The organism is Chitinibacter sp. ZOR0017 (assembly GCF_000799095.1).
Lineage (GTDB): Bacteria > Pseudomonadota > Gammaproteobacteria > Burkholderiales > Chitinibacteraceae > Chitinibacter > Chitinibacter tainanensis.
In genome coordinates, this window is sequence record NZ_JTLG01000017.1 from 168991 (window position 1) to 190372 (window position 21382).

The following is a 21382-nucleotide window of genomic DNA, read 5'->3' on the forward strand; positions in this document are numbered from 1 at the left end:
TTTTTCAGTCAAACAATATGCCATTGTAGTGGCCTTTGATGACATTTCCTACTGTAGATTACACGCGCAGCAAGGCTTCGCGCCCCGGTAGCCAGCGATCTAGGTGCGGCTGGGCCAGCGCAGGTTGATGCGCGAGGATGTCTTCGGCGGTGGCGCGGGCTTCTTCTAGCAGATCGGCGTCGGCTTCCAGATCGGCAAAGCGCAGCATCGGTACGCCCGATTGCCGCACCCCGGCCAGCTCGCCCGGGCCGCGAATCTGTAAATCCTGCCGGGCAATTTCAAAGCCATCGGTGTGCTCGTAAATCACTTTCAGCCGCGCTTTGGCGGTGTCGCCCAGCGGGCCGGTATACAGCAAGATACACAGGCTGGCATGGGCGCCGCGGCCCACGCGCCCGCGCAGCTGATGCAATTGCGAGAGCCCCATGCGCTCGGCGTGTTCGATCACCATCAGGCTGGCATTGGGAACATCTACACCCACCTCAATCACCGTGGTGGCCACCAGCACCTGCAGCTCGTTGCGGGCAAAAGCGGCCATGGTATTGGCTTTTTCATCAGGTTTCATCCGGCCATGCAGCAGGCCCACGGCAATGCCGGGTAGCTCTTCCACCAGCTGGGCGTGGGTGTCGACCGCGGTTTGGAGTTGCAAGGTTTCCGATTCTTCGATCAGCGGGCACACCCAGTACACTTGGCGGCCCTCGGCCACTTTGGCCGCGATGCGGGTGATGATTTCATCGCGGCGCGCGTCTGACACCAGTTTGGTCACAATCGGCGTGCGCCCCGGTGGCAGCTCATCGATGATGCTGACATCCAGATCGGCATAAAAACTCATCGCCAAGGTGCGCGGAATCGGAGTGGCACTCATCATCAGCTGATGCGGGCTGCCCCCTTTTTCGCGCAACGCCAAGCGTTGGGCCACGCCAAAGCGGTGTTGTTCATCCACAATCGCCAGCCCCAGCCGGTGCAGCGTTACGCTGGCCTGAAAGATGGCGTGCGTGCCCACCAGCAGCTGGCCGCTGCCGTCTTCCGCGGCGGCGAGCGCCGCGCGTTTTTCTTTGGCTTTCAGGCTGCCGGTCAGCCAGATCACGCGCACGCCCAGCGGGCTGAGCCACTGGCTGAGTTTTTGATAATGCTGCTCGGCCAGAATCTCGGTCGGCGCCAACATCGCTACCTGATAGCCGGCTTCAATCGCTTGGCACGCCGCCACGGCGGCGACAATGGTTTTGCCCGCGCCCACATCGCCTTGCAGCAGGCGCTGCATCGGGTGGGATTGCTGCAGATCTTGGGTGATTTCCAGCAAGACTTTTTTCTGCGCGCCCGTCAGGCCAAAGGGCAGATTGCCGACCAGCTGGGCGGCCAGCGCCCCGCTTGGTGCGATGACCGGCGCCGTACGTTCGCGGCGGATGGCGCGTGCCAAGCGCAGCGAGAGCTGCTGGGCCAGCAGCTCATCAAATTTCAGCCGCCGCCAGGCCGGATGAGTGCGGGCGGTGAGTAAAATCTGCGGGATATCCGGCGTGGGGTGGTGCAGCAATTTCACGCTGCTGGCAAAGTCGGGCAGCCCCAGTTCGTGTAGCAGTGGGGCGGGTAAAGTATCGGGCAGCGGGGTGCTAGCCAGCGCTTTGGCAATCAGCCCCGCCAGCTGGTGCTGCGCCAGCCCGGCGGTGGTGGGATACACCGGTGAGAGCGCGTCTTGCAGGCTGACTTCACCGCCGACGCGGATTTTCGGGTGCACCATTTCCGGGCCAAAATAGCCACGGCGGATTTCCCCATACAGCCGCACCCGTTTGCCGACGGCCAGCTGCTGGGCCTGACTCGGGTAGAAATTCAGTAGCCGCACCATCACACTGCCGGTGTCGTCTTTCACGCGGGCGACCAGTTGTTTGCGTGGCTTAAAGGTAACTTCGCAGGAGGTGACTTCGCCCTCGACCAGCGCAGCGCCACCCAGCGGCGCTTCGGCCAGCGGGTAAAGCTGGGTTTGATCTTCGTAGCGCAGGGGCAAATGCAGCACCAGATCCAGCGGGCGCTGGATGCCCAGCTTGGCCAGGCGGGCTTGCTGTGCGGCGGTGAGCTTGGCGAAATCCATTATGGAACAATCGTTCTGTAATGCGCCTACTGTAGCGGCAAATGCGCCGCAAGGCAATCAGCGCGCGGCTTAGCGCCGGATTTTGGCGAGAAAGCGATCCAGGCTGCGGCCAAAAGCTTGCCGATCGCTGGCGCTAAAAGGCGCGGGGCCACCCAGCTGTTGGCCGCTGCTGCGCAGGGTTTCCATAAAATCGCGCATATTCAGCCGCTCGCGGATATTTTCGGTGCTGTAAAATTCGCCGCGCGGATTGAGCGCCGCCACGCCATTGCCCACCACTTCGGCGGCCAGCGGAATATCGGCGGTAATCACCAAATCGCCGGGCAGGGCTTGGCTGGCGATCCAGTGGTCGGCCTCATCAAAGCCTTGCGCCACTTGCACCGCCCGGATCACTTTGGAAGGCGGCACCCGCAGCAGCTGATTGGCTACCAGCACCGTGGGCAATTGCAAGCGCTCGGCGGCGCGAAAGATGATTTCCTTGATCACCACCGGGCAGGCATCGGCATCGACCCATAGATGCGGTGGGCGGGTATCTGCCGCTAGGGTTTGATCGGTATGGTTTGCTGGCATATACCCTGCTTATTTTCCGGCCTGGCGGTCAGCGATTTTCTTGCGAATCAGCGGCAGGGCGGCCAGCGCCGCTTTTTCGCCTTCGAGAATGGCGACATTTTTCTGATCAAAATCGCTCGGGCCAATTTTGCCCACTTTCGGGGTGATCACCACATCGGCGCGGGCCAGCTCTTGCTCACCCAGTTTTTGCCCCATGATCACAATGGCCTGATTCATCATGCCCAGCGTGCTGGTGGATGATTTGCCACTGGCTTTGGCCGAGATATCCACCGCAATCACCAGATTGGCACCCAGCTCGCGGGCGGCATCCACCGGCACAGGGCTTACCACGCCGCCATCGACAAATTTGCGGCTGCCGATCACGGTGGGGGCAAAAATGCCGGGAATGCTGCTGGATGCGCGCACCGCCTGGCCCACATTGCCCCGGCTAAAGACCACCCGCGCACCGGTATCCAGATCGGTGGCCACGGCGGCGAAGGGCTTGGGTAATTTTTCAAATGGGCGATTGCCGATTTGCTGATTCACATAATCTTGCAGCTTTTGGCCTTTCACGAGGCCGCCGCCGAGTAAATTTACATCGCGAATCTGGCTTTCATCCAGCGCCACGGCTTTTTCTTGCAGGGCAAAGGCATCCAGCCCGCTGGCATACAGACTGCCCACCACGCTACCGGCGCTAGTACCGGTCACAATATCGATCTTAATGCCATTGGCTTGCAGCATTTTAATCACGCCGATATGGGCAAAGCCCTTGGCTGCACCACCGCCGAGCGCGAGACCGATTTTCACGGGCGCTGGCGTAGGGGCCGGGCTGGGTGCTGGGGCTTTGTCATTGCTCGGGTTGGTGACGCAGGCGGCCAGCAGGCCGACGCTGGCACACACGAAGCTACGGCGTAGATAAATCAGGATGCTCACAAGGGGTTCTCCAGCAAATCATGCAGATATTCAACCATGGCTAGCTGCCCATCGCAGCGCCATTTCACATCATATTGATACAGCCGCACCCCATACAGCCGAGTCGGGTCGTCGGCATAGGCAGGGCGCGGGTCTTGCGCCAGTACTTCGGTGATCAGCGCACGCAAATGTGGCACGCTACTGGCCGCCAGTTGGGCCTCGGCCTGCGGGCTAAAATACACTTGCAGCTGCGGCGGTGGGCCGGCCACAAAGCCGCCACGGGCGGCGGGCTGGCTTTCTACAAACGGAATATACGGCTTAATGTCGACAATCGGGGTGTCATTCACCAGGTCGACCCCGGCAAAGCGCAGGGTGACGCCGGCGCTGCAGTCGATATCCACGAGCTGCACCAGCGATAAACCCAGCGAATTGGGGCGAAACGGGCTGCGGCTGGCAAACACGCCGACCTTGGCATTGCCCCCCAGCCGCGGTGGGCGCACGGTGGGCGACCATTGACCGGCCACTTCGTGAAAAATAAAGCTCAGCCACACATGGGAAAAATCAGCGAGGCCGCGCACGCATTCGGCACGGTTATACGGCGGCAACAGCGTCAGGCTGCCGATGGCATGAGGCGCCAAGCTGGGCTGACGCGGGATGCCGAATTTATCGGCAAACGGCGTCGCCAGATAGCCCAGCGGCGAAAGGGTAAAGGTAGTCACGCGCGCATTGTGCCAAACTGCCGGCATTTCAGACAGCGCAGTTTTACCGCTGTGGTGTTACAGACTGTGCCACCAGATGGCGCCGATCACCAGTGGCGAAACCCAGGCACACACCAGTTTGAAAACCGGCAAGATGCGCGCCGAGCCTTCGGCTTGCAGATCGCTCTGAATGCGTGACCAGATCGCCCAGCCGACAAACAGCGCCGACAGCAGCCCGCCGGCTGGCAGCATCAGATTGCTGGTGAGGTAATCCATCAGATCAAACACGGTTTTGCCAAACAGCAGTACATCTTTCATGGCGCCAAACGACAGCGCGGCCGGAATACTAAATACCCACACGCTCACGGCGCTAATCCAGGTGGCTTTGGGGCGGGCGAAGCCGAATTCATCCATCAGAAAGGCCACGATCGGCTCCAAAATCGATACCGATGACGTCAGCGCAGCAAAAATCAGCAACAGGAAAAACGCAATCGCAAAGCCTTGGCCAAACGGCATTTGCGCAAAAATCGCCGGCATGGTGATAAAGGTGAGCCCAGGGCCCGCACCCGGATTCACATTGAACGCAAAGACCGCCGGCAACACCAACAGTCCGGCCAGCAGGCAGGCCAGTGTGGCCAGCGTGGTGATCCACAGCGAGGTTTTCGCCAGATTGGTGCCCGGCGCCACGTATGAGCCATAGGCGATCAGCAGCCCCAAGCCGACTGAGAGCGAAAACAGCGCCAGCCCCATTGCGTCGAGCACAATCGCCGCGGTGAGCTGCGAGAAATCCGGTTGCACAAAATAGCGCACGCCTTCCATCGCCCCCGGCAAGGTGAGCGAGCGGCCAATCAAGACCAGCAAGAGAAAAAACAGCATCGGCATCAGCACTTTACTCCAGCGCTCGATGCCTTTTTCCACCCCCAGCAAGACCACCCAGGTGGTGACACCCAGAAATAGCGTGGTGTAAATAATGGCCTGCAGCGGGTCGGCAATAAAGCGGGTAAACAGCTGCTCTAGTACCGCCACGTCGCGGGTGATGGCTTCGCCGGTGGCCGATTGGTACAAGTAGGCAAAGGTCCAGCCGCCCACCACCGAATAAAACGACAAAATCAGAAACGAGCACAGCACCGACAAGCGGCCCGCCCACGGCCACAGGCCGCCTTTGAGATTACGAAAAGCGGTGGTCGCGGATTTTTGCGCCGCCCGGCCAATCAGCATTTCGGCCAGCAGCATGCCGATACCCACGGTAAACACGCAGGCCAGATACACCAGCAAAAAGGCGCCGCCGCCATTTTTGCCCGCCATATACGGAAACTTCCAGATCGCTCCCAGACCCACGGCCGAGCCGGCGGTGGCCAGAATAAAGCCGAGTTTTGAACCCCAATTCGCACGAGACATACAGCACACATCCACAACAAAACAGCCACTTATCCGGCTGGCGGCACGCTTTTGCGCGCCCGATTGATCGGCAATAACCAAGCCTGAGTGTGCCGGATTTACCAGCTGGCCTCTATTGCGAATAGTTCGTACAGCGAGCCGTGGCGGTGCATGGGGCTGCACACTGTGTTTTCACGGGCTTTCTTAATTCTGTTAGCGGCTTCGGTTACAATGGCGGCTTTTCTTGCTTACCTTGCTGGAGTGCCCATGCCTGTGAATATCGCCCCCCTGGACCCCGCCGCACTGCATCCGGTTGCCGGTGTTGAAATCGGTATCGCTTCGGCAGGCATTAAAAAACCGGGCCGCAAGGATGTCACCGTGTTTCGCCTGGCGCCAGGCAGCAAAGTGGCCGGCGTGTTTACGCTGAACCGTTTCTGCGCGGCACCCGTACGGCTTTGCCAGCAATACCTGCAGCAGTATACGGCTGGAGGCAAGGAAATCCGGGCGCTGGTGGTCAATACCGGCAATGCCAATGCCGGCACCGGGGTGGATGGCTTGAGTCGCGCCACCGCCATTTGCGCTGAGCTGGCCGCCAGCTGGGGCCTGGCCACCGAGCAGGTGTTGCCGTTTTCAACCGGCGTGATCCTGGAGCCTCTGCCGAGCGAGAAAATCATCGCCGCACTGCCTGAGGCTACCGCCGATTTGTCGCCCAGCAACTGGGCCGCAGCAGCCAGCGCGATTATGACCACCGACATCGTGCCCAAAGCCAGCAGCAAACAAATCCAGATCGGCGGCAAAACCGTCACGATTACCGGCATCGCCAAAGGCTCGGGCATGATTCACCCGAATATGGCCACCATGCTGGGCTATGTGGCAACCGACGCGGCGATTAGCCAGGCTTTGCTGCCGGGCTTACTCAAGCACGCGGCCGATGTATCGTTCAACAGCATTACCGTCGATGGCGATACCAGCACTAATGACTCGTTCATCCTGATCGCCACCGGCCAGGCTGGCCATGCCGAAATCACCGTGGCCGACAGCGCCGAATTTGCCGCGCTGCAGGCGGCAGTGGTGGAAGTGTCGCAGTTTCTGGCACAGGCCATCGTGCGCGATGGTGAGGGCGCCACCAAATTCATCAGCATTAATGTTACTGGCGGCGCCAGCTACGACGAATGCAAGGCGGTGGGCTATGCGATTGGCCGCTCGCCACTGGTGAAAACCGCGTTTTTTGCCTCTGACCCTAATCTGGGGCGGATTCTGGCGGCGATTGGCTACGCGGGTATTCAAGATCTGGATGTCGATCAGATCGAAGTGCGGCTCGATGACGTACTGGTCGCCAAAGATGGCGGCCGCCACCCCGATTACCGCGAAGAGCAGGGGCAAGCGGTGATGAATAAGGCCGAGATTGCGATCAATATCAATCTGCAGCGCGGCGCGCACAGCGCCACGGTGTGGACCTGCGATTTCTCGTACGACTACGTGAAAATCAACGCCGAATATCGCAGCTAAGCTGGCCACGCTGAGTTGCCCTGCCGCCTTGCGTGAGTTGATCTGCATGCGCTTGGCGGCTTGGTGCTAAGTCGCAAGCTGCGGTGTACTAAAGCCGTGTAGATGGGCTTAGTAAAAAGGATACCCTAGCGGGTATCCTTTTTTATTCCCTATTGATTAATGCTTTTCAGGCTATACCCCTGTGGTACTGATTAGGCTGGCCGCTGGGGCGGGGCGGTTCTATAGTGAAGCATCTTCTGCGAGACGCGGCGCATGACCCAGCCCACGATTTCATCCTTGCTGCAGCCCATGGTGGCGCAAATCCACCGGCGGGTATTTACCGATCGCTTTGAAGCGTTTAACGATTGCGAGGCCGGTTTTCGTCTGGCGCGAGCGATGCACGATCATGCTGCATTTATCGCCATCGCGATTGATTATGGCTTGGTGATTGATCAGCATGGCTATCCGGATGCCAGCATCAGTATTTTGTATGAAGCGCTGCAGCTGGCGCAGAGCTATCACTTATTTCAAGACGAGGCGCGCCTGCTGAATGTGATTGGCCGCGCGGTCTACACCCGGGCGGAATACCGGCGCGCAATGCAGGCCTGGGCGCATTGCCTGGAAGTGGCGGCGCTGGCCGATGATCAGGTGAGCTGGACATGGGCCAAGCTGGGCATCGCGCAAATCTACGATGCGCTCAATGACAATCACACCGCCGTGATTTTGCTGCGCCAGGCTGAGGCCCGCGGGCGGCCGCTGGGCGACGATATGCTGTTGCTGAATATCTTGCTCAATCTTGGGGTGAATCTGTATCACATCGCCGATCTGCCGGCGGCATTGAGTGTGTATCAGGAATCTTTGCAGCTGGCGGAGCGTCTGCAACATCTGGATGATCTCGGTGAAATTTTATTCCGGATCGCCGAAGTCGAACTGGCGCAGCACAACATCGCTGCGGCTTTACAGCACCTAGATGAAGCGCAACGCATATGCGAGCAATCGCATCATATGTGGGCGCTGGCGAATATTCATGGCGTGCGCGCGCAGGCGCTGGCCGAGCAGGATAAGTTGCAGGAAGCGCTGCTGGAAGTCGCGGTCGGGATTGATTACGCCACGCGCTCCGGCTCGGCGCATATTCAAATGCGCTTGCTGGAATTGCAATCCACCCTGGCCGAGCGTAATCAAGATGCCAGCCTCACCTTGGCGGCGTACAAAGCCGCGATGACCCTGCGCGAGCAAATTAGCCCGCATGATTACCGGCAGCAACTCACCGAGCTGGAAGACCTCGCCGGGCTGCGCCCCAGCCCAGGGCGCATCTTGCTGGAGCTAGCCAATCACCCGCAGCTGGAGCATTGCGAGCTAGCGGCATTGGCGCAGCTCTTGTGCGAAACCGCCTGCCAAATTATGCCCAAGGTCCTGGCCCGCTATGCGGCATTTGAGCCGGATTTGCAGCAATTTTCGGTGATCTTTGGCCAGGCCGAGCTAGAACGGTTGGCCTTACCGCCGCGGCTGCTCAATAGCCTGCGGCAGGGGGAAATGACCGTGGCGCATAATGCGCAACACCATCAGCTGACCTGGGAATGCTATGAGCGTTTGTTTCAGGCACGGCAGGTATTGTCGGTATTAATCGTGCCCTTGCGGCTGAACGAAAGCCTGTATGGCGCGCTGCTGATTGAGCATCCGGGCAGTATTAAAAACTGGTCGGTGGATGAAGTGCAGCAGGCCAATCAGCTGGCGATTATCGGCACCCGGGCGCTGGCCAATATCGAGCGGCAGATTTTTCAGGCCGATATTGCCCGCCTGAATGCCAAGCTGCAGCAGAGCAATACTGAGCTTGAGCAGCGGGTGGTGGAGCGCACGCTGGAATTGCAAAAAGCCATGGCCCACTTGGTTGAATCTGAAAAATTGGCCTCGCTGGGTAATCTGGTGGCCGGCTTTGCGCATGAACTGAACACCCCGCTGGGCACGACGCTCACCGCCGCGAGTACCTTGCTGGAGAAAAACCGCGAAATTCTGGGGGCGGTGAATGAGGGCGCGATGAAGCGTTCGCTGCTGATGCAATATCTGGATGAAAGCAGCATGATTGCTGAGCTGGTTGAGCGAAACGCCCGCCGCGCCAGTAATCTGATCGCCAATCTGAAGCAGGTGGCGGTGGATACCGCCTCTAGCAATCGGCGCGATTTCGATTTGCGCCAAGTGATCGAGGAAACCATCGCCGCGCAGGCCGTCAATTTGCGGCATAAAAATGTGCGGATTGAAAACCGTATTCCGGCCGGGCTACAGTTGCTGAGCTACCCCGGCGCGCTAGAGCAAATTATTAGCAACTTTATTCATAACTCCTTGGTGCATGCCTTTACCCCAGAACAGGAAGGGCAGATTGTGCTGGATGGCCGGATGCTGAACGCTCAGCAAATTGAGCTAAGTTATCGCGATAATGGTTGCGGCATCCCCGACGCCATCAAAAAACGGGTGTTTGATCCCTTTTTTACTACCCGCTTTGGACACGGCGGCAGTGGTCTGGGCTTGTATCTGGTGTATTCGCTGGTCAATGGCACTTTGGGGGGCGTGCTAGAGCTGCAAGATGCACCCGCTGGTGGGGTATGGTTTAGCTTGCGCCTGCCGGTGGAAGCGCCGGCCGAGCAGGGGGCGCATGGCAGCCTGTATAGCGGTAGCTGAAGCAGCGCTGGCGCGGCAAATGAAAACGGAGCCTCGCGGCTCCGTTGTTACTTCAATCATTCAGGGCTTGTTTTGGCCATACCTACCGATAAGGTTCCGCGATCTCCAATGCGAGATTTCTCTCGTCGTCGTGGTCTAATTTGGCAGGGGTTTTAAAGGCCCGGAACAAGTTCATCAACGCATCGTTGACCGTACTCGCTAAGCCTTCCATGAAGTTGATTCGCATAACGAACTCCTTGAAGGTTTCACTATCTACGTCGCTGATTTTGCTGACAGGTGCCGCCCCGTGTTTCCAACGGGCAGCTCGTTGCAGGAGTGTCGTCTCCTGCCTCGCCAGCACTGCGGTGCCGGCCTGTTGGCACAACCGTACGTGCTGCCGTAACCCCATTGTCACGGCAACGAAACCAATTTAGCACTTCGCCGCAGAGTTATACAAGTAGGGTTTACAGAAAAAACGGCCTTACATCATGCGTTTAGCGGCATGAGCCTAACTGGCGTGCCCTGTAGTGGGCAGCCTAGTGCTTGTAGGCGGGTGCGATTTTCATCGCTGAGTAAACTGGGGGGGAGGCGGACCAAATAATCGGCAAAATTCTGGGCGCTATGCTCGCTCAGGTGAGGAATCAGGTGATCAATAAAAAAGATGCGTGGTGCATCGCACAGCCGAGGTGAGAGCTGATTAAGCAGGGTAATCGGGGCGTCGCGCAGAAGATACCAATCCTGTTCATGTACAATCAGCGCATGCAGCAGCGCGCCCCAGCCAAGCTGGCCCACCACCGTTTGTGGTGATACCGCAATAATGCCGCAAACCAGCTCGGGTGCATGCAGCAAGGTATTAAGCTGCGTGAGGGTGCGCTGGCAATTGCTGTGCTGAATTTCAATCAGGTGCCGAAGCATGGCAGGCATAAAGCTGACGAATTGATACGATCAAAGCATTGCTTATGGTTGGTATTTTGCAAGTTAAATCAGAGATTTTTGATGATGAGCGTTAAGAAAGTCACTCGCGTCGCTGCCGGGATATTAGTACGCCCAGATGGACAGTTTCTACTCTCTAGCCGACCCACCGGCAAAGTGTACGCAGGCTACTGGGAATTCCCCGGTGGCAAGCTAGAAGAAAACGAAAGCGCTTTGGCTGCGCTACAACGCGAATTGCATGAAGAGCTAGGCATTCGTGTAACCGCCGCGCGCCCCTGGATTTGCCAGCGATTTGAGTATCCGCATGCCACGGTGGAATTGCGTTTTTTTATCGTAACGGCTTGGGAAGGCGAGTTGCATAGCCGCGAGGCGCAACAGTTTGCTTGGCAGCGGGTAGGGCAGCTGACGCAGTCGCCGATTTTGCCGGCCAATGGCCCAATCCTGCGCGGCTTAGCACTGCCCCAGCGTTTGCTGATTTCGCCGGGGGCCACCCTGCCAGCGGCGCAGTGGCTGACAAAAATGGCGCAATATTGGCAAACCGAGCCGGCCTGGCTGGTGCTGCGCGAACCGCAATGCTCGAAGGAAGAGTATCGAACCTTGTTTGCACAACTGCAGCAGATGCCGCGGCCGCATGGCGGAAAACTACTGGTGCATGGCCCGCATGGTGCGAGCTATGCAGGTGAAGCAGATGGTTGGCATTTAACGTCGCTGCAATTAAGTGCGCTGGATCAACGCCCACGTGGCTTTGATTGGGTTGGCGCCTCTTGCCACAATGAGTCGCAGCTGGCGGCAGCGAACCAATTAGGGCTTGATTACACCCTGCTTGGGCATGTGGCGAGTACCGCTAGCCACCCGCAGCAGTCCCCGCTGGGGTGGGAAGAGTTTACTCGCTTACTGGCCGTGGGCTGGGCAGCGCCGTGTTACGCGATTGGTGGGCAAAGTGTGAACACGCTACCGCAAGCTCATGCTGCCGGCGCACATGGGGTTGCGGTACTGCGTGACGCTTGGATCAGTGAATGACAGCGCATAAGCAATGGTTGGCGCTGCTAGTGGCTGCGTTGGGCTTGATTGGGCTTTATGCCTGGCTTGGGCTGCGTAACGTGGCGGCTACGCCATCGATACGCGTGGATTGCCCCAGTCTGGCTCAGGCGTGTGAGGTGCAACGACCCAACTTGCCCCCGATCCGCTTGCAGGTTGTTGGCGGCGTGCCTGCGCAGGGGCAGTTTACTTTGCAACTCTCCGGCGCCCAGCAGGCCGCGAGTGCCAGCTGGCAGATGAGTGGCATGGAAATGGGTCCCAATCGCTATCAGCTACAAGCTCAAAGTGACGGTAGCTTTCGCGCGAGCATGGCTTTACCCATGTGCACCCAGCAGCGCCACGATTGGGTACTGCAGCTGAATATTGATGGGCGGCTCATTGAAGTGCTGACCAGTGTGCCGGGCACTGGGCAAGGCGCAGCAAAATGAGCCACAATCAAGCCTAGATGTAGATTGGAGTGGGCAAGATGAAACGTGCGCTTTTACTGTGTTTGCTGGCGGCACCCGCGCTGGCGGGCAAAGTTTACCAATGGCGGGATGCCGATGGCCGGGTGTTTTATTCCGATCAGCCGCCGCCCAGTGTGCAATACACCGAGCGCAAAATCCGCCCCAATACGGTCGGGCAGGCAAGCAGGGCGAGCAGTGTTGATCAGGCTAACAATGAAACACAGGTGGTGTTGTGGGTGAGTGCGAGCTGTGAACCCGCCTGTTCGCAAGCACTAGAGCTGCTGGATCGACGTGGTGTGCAATATGATGTCCGCAATGTGGATCCGGCCAATGAAAAAAGCATGCTGGCTTTTTTTAATGTGGTCGGCACGATGCAGGCCCGCCCGCCTGTGCTGCAATTGGGTAAGGAAGTTTTGAAAGAATTTAATAGCCCGCTCTGGCAAGCCGCCTTGTCCAAGGCGGGCTATGGCATCAAAAATACATCAGCCAAAAAATAAGCCGGGCGCTGAGTGTCAATCCCGGCGAATGGCTTACTGCTGATTTAGCTCTTTGCTCACCGAGTATTTAGACCCCGCGACCGTCGCTTCGGCCATCAAGCCATTTTCGGTAATCTGATAGATATAGATTCCATCCGCGATGCGTTTTGCTCCGGCAATCCCTGCGCCTTTATCGTGCGCTTTGGCGGCTGCCGTCGCGGTTGCATCTGCTGCCCAGCCTTGCGTTATGAATTGCTCATAGGCTTTGGCATCGGTAAAGACCAGCACTTCACGGGTTTCTTTGCCACCCAATCCCAGACCCACTTTACCTTGCAACATGGTCATATAAGTCGCTTTACCTTGCCGATAAGCCGCGCCTTCACCGCCGCCGGCCCCCAAGAAAAAGACCGTGACGCCGCCGGTTTTAAAAACTGCATAACCCGCGGCTTTAGCAATATGAGCTTTGGCTTGCGGATATTTTTGATAAATCAACTTGAGCGTACTTTGCGTATTGCGATCAATATTGGCCCGCCGCTCAGCGGGCGTCGCCTGTTTGGCGCTGGTGCTGCTTGGGTCGGTAGGCTGTTCGGCGGCATACAGCGGGGTGATCAGGCTGACTGCAAGTAGGGGAAGGCACATGCGCTTTAACATGGTGGATCTCCTGTTAGTCGGTGAATAGTGAGTATCGTTAGCAAGCTTGGCTAAACCAACCGGAATATTCACATCATCGCTGCGCAATAAAACAAATCCATGACAAACTGACAAGACTGACACTGGTTTTACGATGAAACTGAGGCTGTAGTGTGAAGCGAATCATGCTTGCTGTCAGCCCAACTCCCCTTGGGAGGCATATTTCATGCACAATAAGGGGATTTTGTAATTAAACCCGCGTGTCATGAACTGATTGGCGCGGGTAAAGCTGGGTAATCACGGAATGAAAATTGCATGCTGGAATGTGAACTCACTCAAAGTTCGCTTACCGCAGGTCTTGGATTGGTTACAAGCCAATCCCGAGGTGACTGCGCTCTGCCTGCAGGAAACCAAAATGGATGATCCGGTCTTTCCGGCCGAAGAAATTCGTGCGGCGGGATTCGAGGTCGCTTTTGCGGGGCAAAAAACCTATAACGGCGTGGCGATTATTGCCCGCGCACCGATTGAAGATGTGGTGATCAATATCCCCGGCTTTGATGATCCGCAAAAACGCGTGATCACGGCCACGGTTAATGGGGTGCGGCTGGTTGGGGCGTATATTCCTAATGGTCAGGATCTGGAATCGGATAAATACCCCTACAAACTGGCTTGGCTGAACGCGCTTACCGATTGGCTAGCCCAAGAATTACAGCAATATCCCCAGCTCGCTTTGCTGGGCGATTACAACATCGCCCCGGAAGATCGGGATGTGCATGATATAAAGAAATGGGCGGGTGGCGTGTTGGTGTCGCCTGCCGAGCGCGAAGCCTTTCAACGCCTGCTCGATCTTGGGCTGGTCGATAGTTTCCGTCTGTTTGAACAAGCCGAGAAAGCCTTTAGCTGGTGGGATTACCGGGGCTTTTCCTTTAAGAAAAATGCGGGCTTGCGGATTGATCACATTTTGTTATCTACCGCCCTGGCCCCGCGCTGTACCGCCTGTGTGATCGATGTTGATCCACGCAAGCATGAGCGTCCATCCGATCACACGCCGGTCGTGGCGACTTTAAACTGAGTACCCCATGGATAAAGCAAGATTACTTTCCGGCAGCAGCCTGTTCTGCCAACTGAGCTATCAAGAACTGGCCGAGCTGGCCGAGCACGCTCAGTCCCGCCATGTTCGCACCCGCCAGATCGTGCTGGCACAAGGTGAGCGCAGTGATGAAATGTATGCCGTACTGCACGGCCGGCTGAAAGTCACGCGCAGTAACACCGAAGGCCGTGAGCTGACGCTGGCCATTTTGGAAGCGGGTGAAGTGTTTGGTGAGCTGGCCATGCTGGATGGCGGCGTACGCACCGCCACCGTCGAGGCGCTCGAAGATTGCGAATTGCTGGTGCTGCAACGCGCAGTGGTGGATCAGTATCTAAACGCCCACCCACTGGTGATGCGCTCGCTGATTCAGACATTGTGCGAACGTTTGCGGGCAGCGGATGAGCTGGTGCAAGACACTTTATTCCTGCCTTTGCCGCAGCGTCTGGCCAAAGTGCTGCGCCATCTGGCGCACAATCACGGTGATACCACTGAAGATGGCATTCGCATTGATTTGAAACTCACCCAGCAAGAATTGGCTAATTTTGTTGGCGCCACCCGTGAGAGTGTCAACAAACAGCTGAGTGCCTGGGAGACCCAGGGTTGGCTCTCAATGCGCGGGGGGTATATCTTGCTAAGCAAGATGGATCAATTGCCTTAAGCGCGTACCATGTAGGGTATCTTGCTGGCTGAGGCGCTGTGACACCCCTCACATCCAGCCAGTGGCCCTTGCCGTAGTCTAGCGTCCGCTGCCAACTTTCTGCGTTGGCCCGGGCGCTTTTTTACGCCCCTTGCTGGCTGATTAGCGGTCTAAAATTGGTCTTTATTAGGTATTAACCCTAATATGTCTTGGCTTTGTGTTGTAGTAATGCAGCAGTTTTGATTTGTAATCTACGTAAGTTGACTACGAAAAACCGTCTCTGGCTAAATCTGCGCTGTAAGCAATATTGCTGAATTATTAAAAAATAAATAAGGGGATAAACATGGTAGGTCGATCTGTATCACGCGCTTTGCTGACAGCAGTCTTGGTAATGGGTGTGGCTCACCCAGCGGCACAGGCGTTTAACCCAAGCTCAGGTGCGCCAGTGAATATTGATGACAACGGGGTAGCGCTGCGTGGCTATGATCCAATGTCGTATTTCAGTGGCAAGCCGCAGGCTGGAGATAGCAGCCTGAAATTTAGCTATGAAGGTGCAACGTATTACTTTGCTAATCGCGATAATCTGAATAAATTCAAAGCCAACCCAGCGCAATACGCGCCGCGCTTTGGTGGTTTCTGCGCGCAAGCGGTTGCCAAAGAAAAGAAAGTCGATAGCGATCCACTGTCGTACAAAATTGTGGACGGCTACCTCTTTCTGACGGCAAAAAACGTGTACAAAGATTGGGTGGTGAATGTGGACGGCTACGTGAAGCAAGCCTATGTGCGCTGGCCGGACATCAAAAACGTACCGCCCAAAGGCCTTTAAGCCGCTTTACTCTACGGTCACCGATTTCGCCAGGTTACGTGGCTTGTCGACATCGGTGCCTTTGCGATGGGCCGTATGATAGGCCAGCAGTTGCAAAGGAATCGTGAATACGATCGGCGCCAACGGGCCGCAGTGCCCGTTGAGCGTGATCATCGATTTCACATACGGCAGCGCGGCTTCGCAGCCGGGCTCGGCCAGCAAATACACTTGCCCGCCGCGCGCCTGCACTTCTCGCAAATTCGACATCAGCTTATCAAATAGCTCATCGCGCGCCGCGCAGACAATCACCGGCATCTCTTCATCCACCAACGCCAGTGGGCCGTGTTTCAGCTCACCCGCGGCATAGCCTTCGGCATGAATATAGGCGATTTCCTTGAGTTTTAGCGCGCCTTCCAGCGCGATCGGGAACAAGGTATTGCGCCCCAAAAACAAGGCATGCTGATGATGGCTGAGCGCTTGAGCCCATTGCTCGATCTGGCTTTCCTGCTGCAATACACCGCTGATCATGCCGGGCAGGCGGGGCAGGTAGTGCGCCAGTTCATTGAGTTCGTCCGCGGCCAGCGTTTGCCGCTGCTTGGCCAGCGTGACGGCTAGCACGTACAGCGCCGCCAGCTGGGTGGTAAAGGCTTTGGTGGAGGCGACGCCGATTTCGAGCCCGGCTTGCGTCAGCATGGCCAGATCGGCTTCGCGAGTCAGCGTGGCGTGGGCCACATTGCAGATGGCCAATACTTTCACTTCGCCGCGCTGTTTGGCGCTGCGTACGGCGGCCAACAGATCGGCGGTTTCACCCGATTGCGAGATGGCTACAATCAGCGTGCCGGGCATTTCGCGCGAATCGCGATAGCGGTATTCGCTGGCGATGTCCACACTGACTGGCACGCCAGCCAATGCCTCCACCCAGTATCGGGCCACAAGCCCTGCGTGATAGCTCGAGCCACACGCAATAATCCGGATGTGGTTGGCCGCTTGCAGCACCTCGGCGGCGCCGGGGCCAAACAGCGCCGGTTTAAACTGCTGGGCCAGCGCGCTGCTCATGGTGTTGGCCAGCGCTTCGGGTTGCTCGAAGATTTCTTTTTGCATGTAATGCCGATACGGCCCCAGCTCGGCCGATTGCGCGCAGACATCCAGCATTTTGCTGGCCCGCTCAACCCGCTGCCCATCGCGATCGAAAATCTGCAGAGCCTGAGCGCTGATGAGGGCCAGATCGCCCTCTTCGAGGTAAATCATTTTTTGGGTTAAGGGCAGTAGCGCGGCGATGTCGGAAGCAAAGAAATACTCCTGAAACCCCAGCCCCAAGACCAGCGGGCTACCTTGTCGGGCGCAGATCACTTGCTCGGGGTGATCTAAATGCAAAACGCCAATTGCAAACGCGCCGTGCAGGCGGGCAATCGCGGCTTGCACCGCAGCCAGAAAATCTGGCTGGCGCTGATGTTCGGCATCGATCAGATGGGCAATCACTTCGGTGTCGGTTTCAGACACAAAGCGGTAGCCTTGGGCGATCAGCTCGGTTTTTAGCTCGGCAAAATTCTCAATAATGCCGTTGTGCACCACCATCACCTTCTCGCCGCCTTGATGCGGATGGGCGTTGGCTTCACTGGGGCCGCCATGCGTAGCCCAGCGGGTATGGGCGATCCCGACCAGGCCGCACAGGGTATGCACTTTTTTCGCCAGATCGGCCACGCGGCCGGCGACCCGGGCACGGGCAAATTGGGCACTGGCGCCTAATTGATGAATCATGGCCACGCCGCTGGAGTCATAGCCGCGATATTCCAGCCGCGACAACCCCTCCATCAGCATGGGGACGACATTCCGGCTTGAGAGAGCGCCAACGATACCGCACATGCTTCCTTACTCCTGAGAAAATGCTGCATTGCACGAGCGAACTGTAGGGGAGACGTCGGCAACTGTCGCTAAATCAATCACCTTATGCCGAACGGCAGGCTGGTGCGCCGTTTGACGGATGGCGCTTTGCAATGCTTGGGCGCTCACTAGAGTGAAATCAAGCAAGTGTTTTCGCGGGGTAGCAAAAAGATGGCCATTCAATTACTCAGTTTGGGCGTTATTGGCGTTCGCCTGCTTGATCGCATCCTGACTAGCTCAGCCACCTATCCAGAAGAGCTGGCCGACCAGATCGTGGATGAAATCAATGTCTATCTGGGCCGGGCGCGCGAGGAAGAAAAAAGCCTGTTGTTCAATCTCTCTTGCGAAGTGCACGAGGCGCTGGCCGATCGCTTTGGCCGGGTTGATAGCCCGCAGGCACGGCAAGATGTGGCGCAGATGATGGGCTTGCTGATTTATCGTGCCAAAGTCAGTAGCGGCTCCGCCCGCTAGTGCTACCACTTACCTCGCTGCAACAAGGCCGGCGTGCGCGCCGGCTTTTTTTCGTCTTACGGCTTGATTCACGTTATCCTAGCGCTTCCTGAATGAAGGCTAAATACCATGAAAATCAAAGCTTCCGAGCTGGTCGAGCCGCTGATTGCGCTGGCGGCTTTACTTCTACTGTGCCTCACCGTATATGCCGTGGTGAAACCGTTTCTGGCCGCCTCGCTGTGGGCCGCAATGCTGGTGCTTACTACCTGGAAGCCATACCTCTGGCTGGTAGAGCGGATGCGGGGCCAGCGCGCGCTGGCGGCGGGGGTGATGTTGCTGGGGCTGTGTTTGTTTTTCTTGCTGCCAATTGTGTTGGCGGCCAGCGATTTTGCTGATGTAGGCCTCGATTTTATTGCGCGGATTCGGGCGAGTTTTGAGGCTGGCTGGCCAGCGCTGCCGGAATGGCTGGTGGCATTGCCGCTGGTGGGCGAGCCGATTGGCGAATTCTGGCAAGGCTTGGGCGCGCATGATGCCAAAACCATGTCGATGATCCGTAGCCTGATTGGCCCCGCCACGCAATGGCTACTGGTGGTGGGCGGGCATATTGGTGGCGGCTTGGTGCTGTTGATGATGAGCCTGTTTATCGCTTTTTTCCTCTACCAAGACGGCGAGCACATCCGCGATTGGGTGCGAGGCTTGTTGAATCGGGTAGCTGGCGAGCGCAGCACCGAGCTGTTGGCGGTATCGGTGAGCTCGACCAAGGGCGTGGTGTATGGCTTTATCGGTACCGCGCTGGCGCAGGCGGTGTTGTCGTGGTTTGCCTATGCGATTTCCGGCGTGCCTAATGCCATGTCGCTGGGCTTTGCCAGCTTTATTCTGGCCTTGCTGCCTGGCGGGCCGGTCTTGCTGGGTTTGCCGGCGGCGGCTTGGTTGTTCCATCAGGGCGATACCGGCTGGGCGATCTTTATGGCCGCCTGGATGCTGTTGGTGGTGAGCTCGGCCGACAATGTGATCAAACCCTTGTTGATCGGTAAAGGCAGCAATCTGCCGTTTATTTTGATCCTGTTCGGTGTCTTGGGTGGGGCCTTGGCCTTTGGCATGCTGGGCGTGTTTATTGGCCCGGTGCTGCTGACAGTGTTTTACGAAATCGCCCGCTCTTGGATATTACGCTCGGATGCCCAGCCGGGGGATGAAGTGCTGGCCGAGGCGGAAAGTGTGATTATCACGCAGCCGGATTAAGCTATACCCATATTGTGTATATCTCGATATGCATTGATCCGAAATGCTTATGAGGATATACCCCTAAATAAAAATGGGCCTCACGGCCCGTTTTTATTTGCTTCGCCTTCTCGCGCTACACTTTATAGCGTCCGATCGCTGCATCCAGCTCATCGCTTAACTGCCGCAGGCGGCTGCCTTCGTTGGCGGTATTGTTGGCCACCGAGCTGCTTTCTTCCGACATTTGCGCCACGCGCTCAACTTGTTGCGCCATCATCGCGCTGGCTGAGCTTTGCTCGCGCATCGAGGCGGTAATTTCGCTCACCTGCGCCACCACGGCATCGGCATTGTGGCGAATGCGTTGGATCGCATCGCTAGCCGCGTGGGCGCCTTGCACGCCGTCATCCACCTGCTGCACCGAGCGCTGCATGGTGGCGACAGTGTTGTTAGCTTCCTGCTGAATGGCGCTGACGGTGCCGATAATTTCCTGCGTCGAGTTGCCGGTGCGCTCGGCCAATTTGCGCACTTCATCGGCTACTACCGCAAAGCCCCGGCCTTGCTCACCGGCGCGGGCAGCTTCAATCGCGGCATTGAGCGCCAGCAGATTGGTTTGATCGGCAATCTCTTTAATCACATTCACCACCGCATTGATGCTGCCCGTGCGGTCTTTCAGTGATTCGATTTGCGCCGCGGCCACGCGCACTTGCTCGGCAATGGCATTGATATTGTGAATGGTGGTTTCGATCACCTCACCGCCGGTGGCCGCCATTTGGCCGGCTTCGCGGGCGGTGCTGTCACACTCGCCAGCCCGATCGGCCACATGCGAGATGCTGACCGTGACTTCTTCTACCCCGGCCGCCATGCTGGAAGCCGATTGGCTGACTTGCTGCGAGGTTTCCGAAAGCTCGCGGCTGGCGTTTGAGAGCGAGCTGGCCGTGCTGGTGACATCGCGGCCAATGCGGTTGAGTTGTTGCAGGCTTTGCTGCAGCGAATTGAGCAGACCATTGAGAGCCTGTAGCGATTCCCCGATTTCATCCTGCGTAGTGACGGTTACGCGTTGGGTGAAATCGTAATCGCTGCCCAAACGCACCACGAATTCACGCATCCGCTGCAGCGGAGTGATGATACTGCGGCCGATGAAAAAGCCCAGCGCGACCACCAGACCGATAATGATCACACTGATGGTGATCGAAGCCGAAATGGCCGTGAGCACGTCTTGTTTAAGCTCTTCGCCAGCTTTTTTGGCGAGGGCTTCGTTGAAATTGCTCACGGTTTCAAAACTCTGAAAGGCACGGGTTGCCACTGGTGTGAGCTTTTGTCGTACAAAATCCATGGCCGCATCAGTTTGATCTGCCGCTGATAGCCGTAGTGCTTCTTTAGCGAGCGGATACCAAGCATCGAGTTCCTGTTTTAGTTGAGTGAAGTTTTTACGGTCGGCCTCCTCGAAAATGAAATGTTCGTAGGCCTTGAGATACTCGTCCAGTTTGGCTTTATCTTGCTCAATGCTGCGCTCGAGTTCCTGCATTTTGGCTGGGTCTTTTTCGATGATGTGGCTCAGCACCTCACGCCGAAGCATTGCAAATTCTAGTTCGGCATGTTGAATGGCAATGATGGAGGGCACGATTTCATCGGTGACATCGAGCGCGTTGGTTTTTACTGCGGCAAATTTGCTGTAGTTAACGGCGGTGAGGGTGATCAACCCGAGCGCGGCGAGTAAAACCAGGGCAATCAGTTTGTGAGTGATTTTCATGGCACGTTATCCAGTCGTGGCGAAGATACGCTGTTTCTTAGAATAGTAAGGATTGCGGGGTGAACAAGCTAAAAACCCTGTTTTGAGTAGTGGCTTATGCAATCGGTGTGTTTAATGTAATTAAAGTGCAGCGCAATGCTGCGCCTCAGGGGGGATGCTGAGCAAGAGTGCACATAGTTTTAATGATTTTCCAGAGGGTATAGGCTGGATAAGCTTGTTGGTATTGGTGTTAAAGCCAATACCCGTGAACGTATTTGTAACGCCAGCGCGATTTA

At 57.2% G+C, this 21382-nt stretch carries 19 protein-coding genes; 10 read left to right on the forward strand and 9 right to left on the reverse strand.

Annotated features, from left to right (window positions below; all coding sequences use genetic code 11):
- Positions 1-58: 58 nt before the first annotated feature.
- From recG to L991_RS06045, 5 genes are read right to left on the reverse strand one after another with little or no spacing between them, the layout of a single operon-like run.
- Entirely contained in the window at positions 59-2137 is a 2079-nt protein-coding gene (recG, locus tag L991_RS06025; protein WP_255350770.1) for an ATP-dependent DNA helicase RecG, read from the reverse strand.
- Positions 2138-2149: 12 nt separating this feature from the next.
- Positions 2150-2647, reverse strand: coding sequence for a YaiI/YqxD family protein (locus L991_RS06030; RefSeq protein ID WP_052190660.1), 498 nt, complete (start codon positions 2645-2647; stop codon positions 2150-2152).
- A gap of 9 nt (positions 2648-2656) precedes the next feature.
- Entirely contained in the window at positions 2657-3559 is a 903-nt protein-coding gene (locus tag L991_RS06035) for a patatin-like phospholipase family protein (RefSeq protein WP_231550492.1), read from the reverse strand.
- The gene (gene tsaA, locus L991_RS06040) at positions 3556-4284 is read right to left on the reverse strand and encodes a tRNA (N6-threonylcarbamoyladenosine(37)-N6)-methyltransferase TrmO (RefSeq protein ID WP_052190661.1); all 729 of its coding nucleotides are present in this window, start codon (positions 4282-4284) and stop codon (positions 3556-3558) included. Before tsaA ends, L991_RS06035 begins: the two co-directional genes overlap by 4 nt.
- 30 nt (positions 4285-4314) lie before the next feature.
- Positions 4315-5634 (reverse strand): sodium-dependent transporter, encoded by a 1320-nt coding sequence (locus L991_RS06045; RefSeq protein ID WP_047393493.1) that lies wholly within the window; start codon positions 5632-5634, stop codon positions 4315-4317.
- A gap of 246 nt (positions 5635-5880) precedes the next feature.
- Here L991_RS06045 and argJ point away from each other — a divergent pair, with 246 nt between their 5' ends.
- Complete coding sequence (argJ, locus tag L991_RS06050; protein WP_047393300.1) at positions 5881-7122, forward strand: bifunctional glutamate N-acetyltransferase/amino-acid acetyltransferase ArgJ; 1242 nt, start codon at positions 5881-5883, stop codon at positions 7120-7122.
- 252 nt (positions 7123-7374) lie between these two features.
- Positions 7375-9774 (forward strand): ATP-binding protein, encoded by a 2400-nt coding sequence (locus L991_RS16435; protein ID WP_052190662.1) that lies wholly within the window; start codon positions 7375-7377, stop codon positions 9772-9774.
- A gap of 465 nt (positions 9775-10239) precedes the next feature.
- On the opposite strand, the gene L991_RS06065 is transcribed toward L991_RS16435, so the two are convergent.
- A complete protein-coding gene (locus L991_RS06065) occupies positions 10240-10677 on the reverse strand; it encodes a hypothetical protein (RefSeq protein WP_047393305.1) in 438 nt (145 codons plus the stop codon).
- A 72-nt stretch (positions 10678-10749) separates the two neighbouring features.
- Here L991_RS06065 and L991_RS06070 point away from each other — a divergent pair, with 72 nt between their 5' ends.
- The 3 genes from L991_RS06070 to L991_RS06080 are packed head-to-tail and all read left to right on the forward strand — an operon-like array spanning position 10750 to position 12667.
- Positions 10750-11706: a Nudix family hydrolase gene (locus L991_RS06070; protein ID WP_047393309.1), complete on the forward strand. Its 957-nt coding sequence runs from the start codon at positions 10750-10752 to the stop codon at positions 11704-11706.
- A complete protein-coding gene (locus L991_RS06075) occupies positions 11703-12152 on the forward strand; it encodes a hypothetical protein (protein ID WP_047393311.1) in 450 nt (149 codons plus the stop codon). Before L991_RS06070 ends, L991_RS06075 begins: the two co-directional genes overlap by 4 nt.
- A 38-nt stretch (positions 12153-12190) precedes the next feature.
- Positions 12191-12667, forward strand: coding sequence for a DUF4124 domain-containing protein (locus L991_RS06080; protein WP_047393313.1), 477 nt, complete (start codon positions 12191-12193; stop codon positions 12665-12667).
- A gap of 33 nt (positions 12668-12700) precedes the next feature.
- Here L991_RS06080 and L991_RS06085 read toward each other — a convergent pair whose 3' ends face one another.
- Entirely contained in the window at positions 12701-13297 is a 597-nt protein-coding gene (locus tag L991_RS06085) for a YSC84-related protein (protein ID WP_052190664.1), read from the reverse strand.
- Positions 13298-13580: 283 nt separating this feature from the next.
- On the opposite strand from L991_RS06085, the gene xth reads away from it, so the two are divergent.
- The 3 genes from xth (at position 13581) to L991_RS06100 (ending at position 15829) form a co-directional block, all read left to right on the forward strand.
- Complete coding sequence (xth, locus tag L991_RS06090) at positions 13581-14348, forward strand: exodeoxyribonuclease III (RefSeq protein ID WP_047393315.1); 768 nt, start codon at positions 13581-13583, stop codon at positions 14346-14348.
- A 7-nt stretch (positions 14349-14355) separates the two neighbouring features.
- Positions 14356-15024 (forward strand): Crp/Fnr family transcriptional regulator, encoded by a 669-nt coding sequence (locus L991_RS06095; RefSeq protein ID WP_028449223.1) that lies wholly within the window; start codon positions 14356-14358, stop codon positions 15022-15024.
- A gap of 322 nt (positions 15025-15346) precedes the next feature.
- Positions 15347-15829: a YHS domain-containing (seleno)protein gene (locus L991_RS06100; protein ID WP_034619002.1), complete on the forward strand. Its 483-nt coding sequence runs from the start codon at positions 15347-15349 to the stop codon at positions 15827-15829.
- A gap of 6 nt (positions 15830-15835) precedes the next feature.
- Here the strand turns inward: L991_RS06100 and glmS are convergent, their stop codons facing one another.
- Positions 15836-17671: a glutamine--fructose-6-phosphate transaminase (isomerizing) gene (gene glmS / locus L991_RS06105; protein WP_047393319.1), complete on the reverse strand. Its 1836-nt coding sequence runs from the start codon at positions 17669-17671 to the stop codon at positions 15836-15838.
- Between the two features lie 189 nt (positions 17672-17860).
- Here glmS and L991_RS06110 point away from each other — a divergent pair, with 189 nt between their 5' ends.
- Together L991_RS06110 and L991_RS06115 are read left to right on the forward strand one after the other, a co-directional pair.
- Complete coding sequence (locus L991_RS06110; RefSeq protein ID WP_047393321.1) at positions 17861-18160, forward strand: hypothetical protein; 300 nt, start codon at positions 17861-17863, stop codon at positions 18158-18160.
- Between the two features lie 108 nt (positions 18161-18268).
- Positions 18269-19378, forward strand: a complete 1110-nt coding sequence (locus L991_RS06115; RefSeq protein WP_052190665.1) for an AI-2E family transporter — start codon at positions 18269-18271, stop codon at positions 19376-19378.
- A gap of 115 nt (positions 19379-19493) precedes the next feature.
- On the opposite strand, the gene L991_RS06120 is transcribed toward L991_RS06115, so the two are convergent.
- Positions 19494-21107, reverse strand: a complete 1614-nt coding sequence (locus tag L991_RS06120) for a methyl-accepting chemotaxis protein (RefSeq protein WP_052190666.1) — start codon at positions 21105-21107, stop codon at positions 19494-19496.
- Positions 21108-21382 lie beyond the last annotated feature (275 nt).

Bases quoted from the DNA above. Each gene is read 5' to 3' on its own strand.
- L991_RS06065 (WP_047393305.1), bottom strand. From the start codon at position 10,677: ATGCCTGCCATGCTTCGGCACCTGATTGAAATTCAGCACAGCAATTGC.
- L991_RS06075 (WP_047393311.1), top strand. From the start codon at position 11,703: ATGACAGCGCATAAGCAATGGTTGGCGCTGCTAGTGGCTGCGTTGGGC.
- argJ (WP_047393300.1), top strand. From the start codon at position 5,881: ATGCCTGTGAATATCGCCCCCCTGGACCCCGCCGCACTGCATCCGGTT.
- tsaA (WP_052190661.1), bottom strand. From the start codon at position 4,284: ATGCCGGCAGTTTGGCACAATGCGCGCGTGACTACCTTTACCCTTTCG.
- L991_RS06100 (WP_034619002.1), top strand. From the start codon at position 15,347: ATGGTAGGTCGATCTGTATCACGCGCTTTGCTGACAGCAGTCTTGGTA.
- xth (WP_047393315.1), top strand. From the start codon at position 13,581: ATGAAAATTGCATGCTGGAATGTGAACTCACTCAAAGTTCGCTTACCG.
- glmS (WP_047393319.1), bottom strand. From the start codon at position 17,671: ATGTGCGGTATCGTTGGCGCTCTCTCAAGCCGGAATGTCGTCCCCATG.
- L991_RS06030 (WP_052190660.1), bottom strand. From the start codon at position 2,647: ATGCCAGCAAACCATACCGATCAAACCCTAGCGGCAGATACCCGCCCA.
- L991_RS06085 (WP_052190664.1), bottom strand. From the start codon at position 13,297: ATGTTAAAGCGCATGTGCCTTCCCCTACTTGCAGTCAGCCTGATCACC.
- L991_RS06120 (WP_052190666.1), bottom strand. From the start codon at position 21,107: ATGAAAATCACTCACAAACTGATTGCCCTGGTTTTACTCGCCGCGCTC.
- L991_RS06115 (WP_052190665.1), top strand. From the start codon at position 18,269: ATGAAAATCAAAGCTTCCGAGCTGGTCGAGCCGCTGATTGCGCTGGCG.
- L991_RS06110 (WP_047393321.1), top strand. From the start codon at position 17,861: ATGGCCATTCAATTACTCAGTTTGGGCGTTATTGGCGTTCGCCTGCTT.
- L991_RS06095 (WP_028449223.1), top strand. From the start codon at position 14,356: ATGGATAAAGCAAGATTACTTTCCGGCAGCAGCCTGTTCTGCCAACTG.
- L991_RS06080 (WP_047393313.1), top strand. From the start codon at position 12,191: ATGAAACGTGCGCTTTTACTGTGTTTGCTGGCGGCACCCGCGCTGGCG.
- L991_RS06045 (WP_047393493.1), bottom strand. From the start codon at position 5,634: ATGTCTCGTGCGAATTGGGGTTCAAAACTCGGCTTTATTCTGGCCACC.
- L991_RS16435 (WP_052190662.1), top strand. From the start codon at position 7,375: ATGACCCAGCCCACGATTTCATCCTTGCTGCAGCCCATGGTGGCGCAA.
- L991_RS06070 (WP_047393309.1), top strand. From the start codon at position 10,750: ATGATGAGCGTTAAGAAAGTCACTCGCGTCGCTGCCGGGATATTAGTA.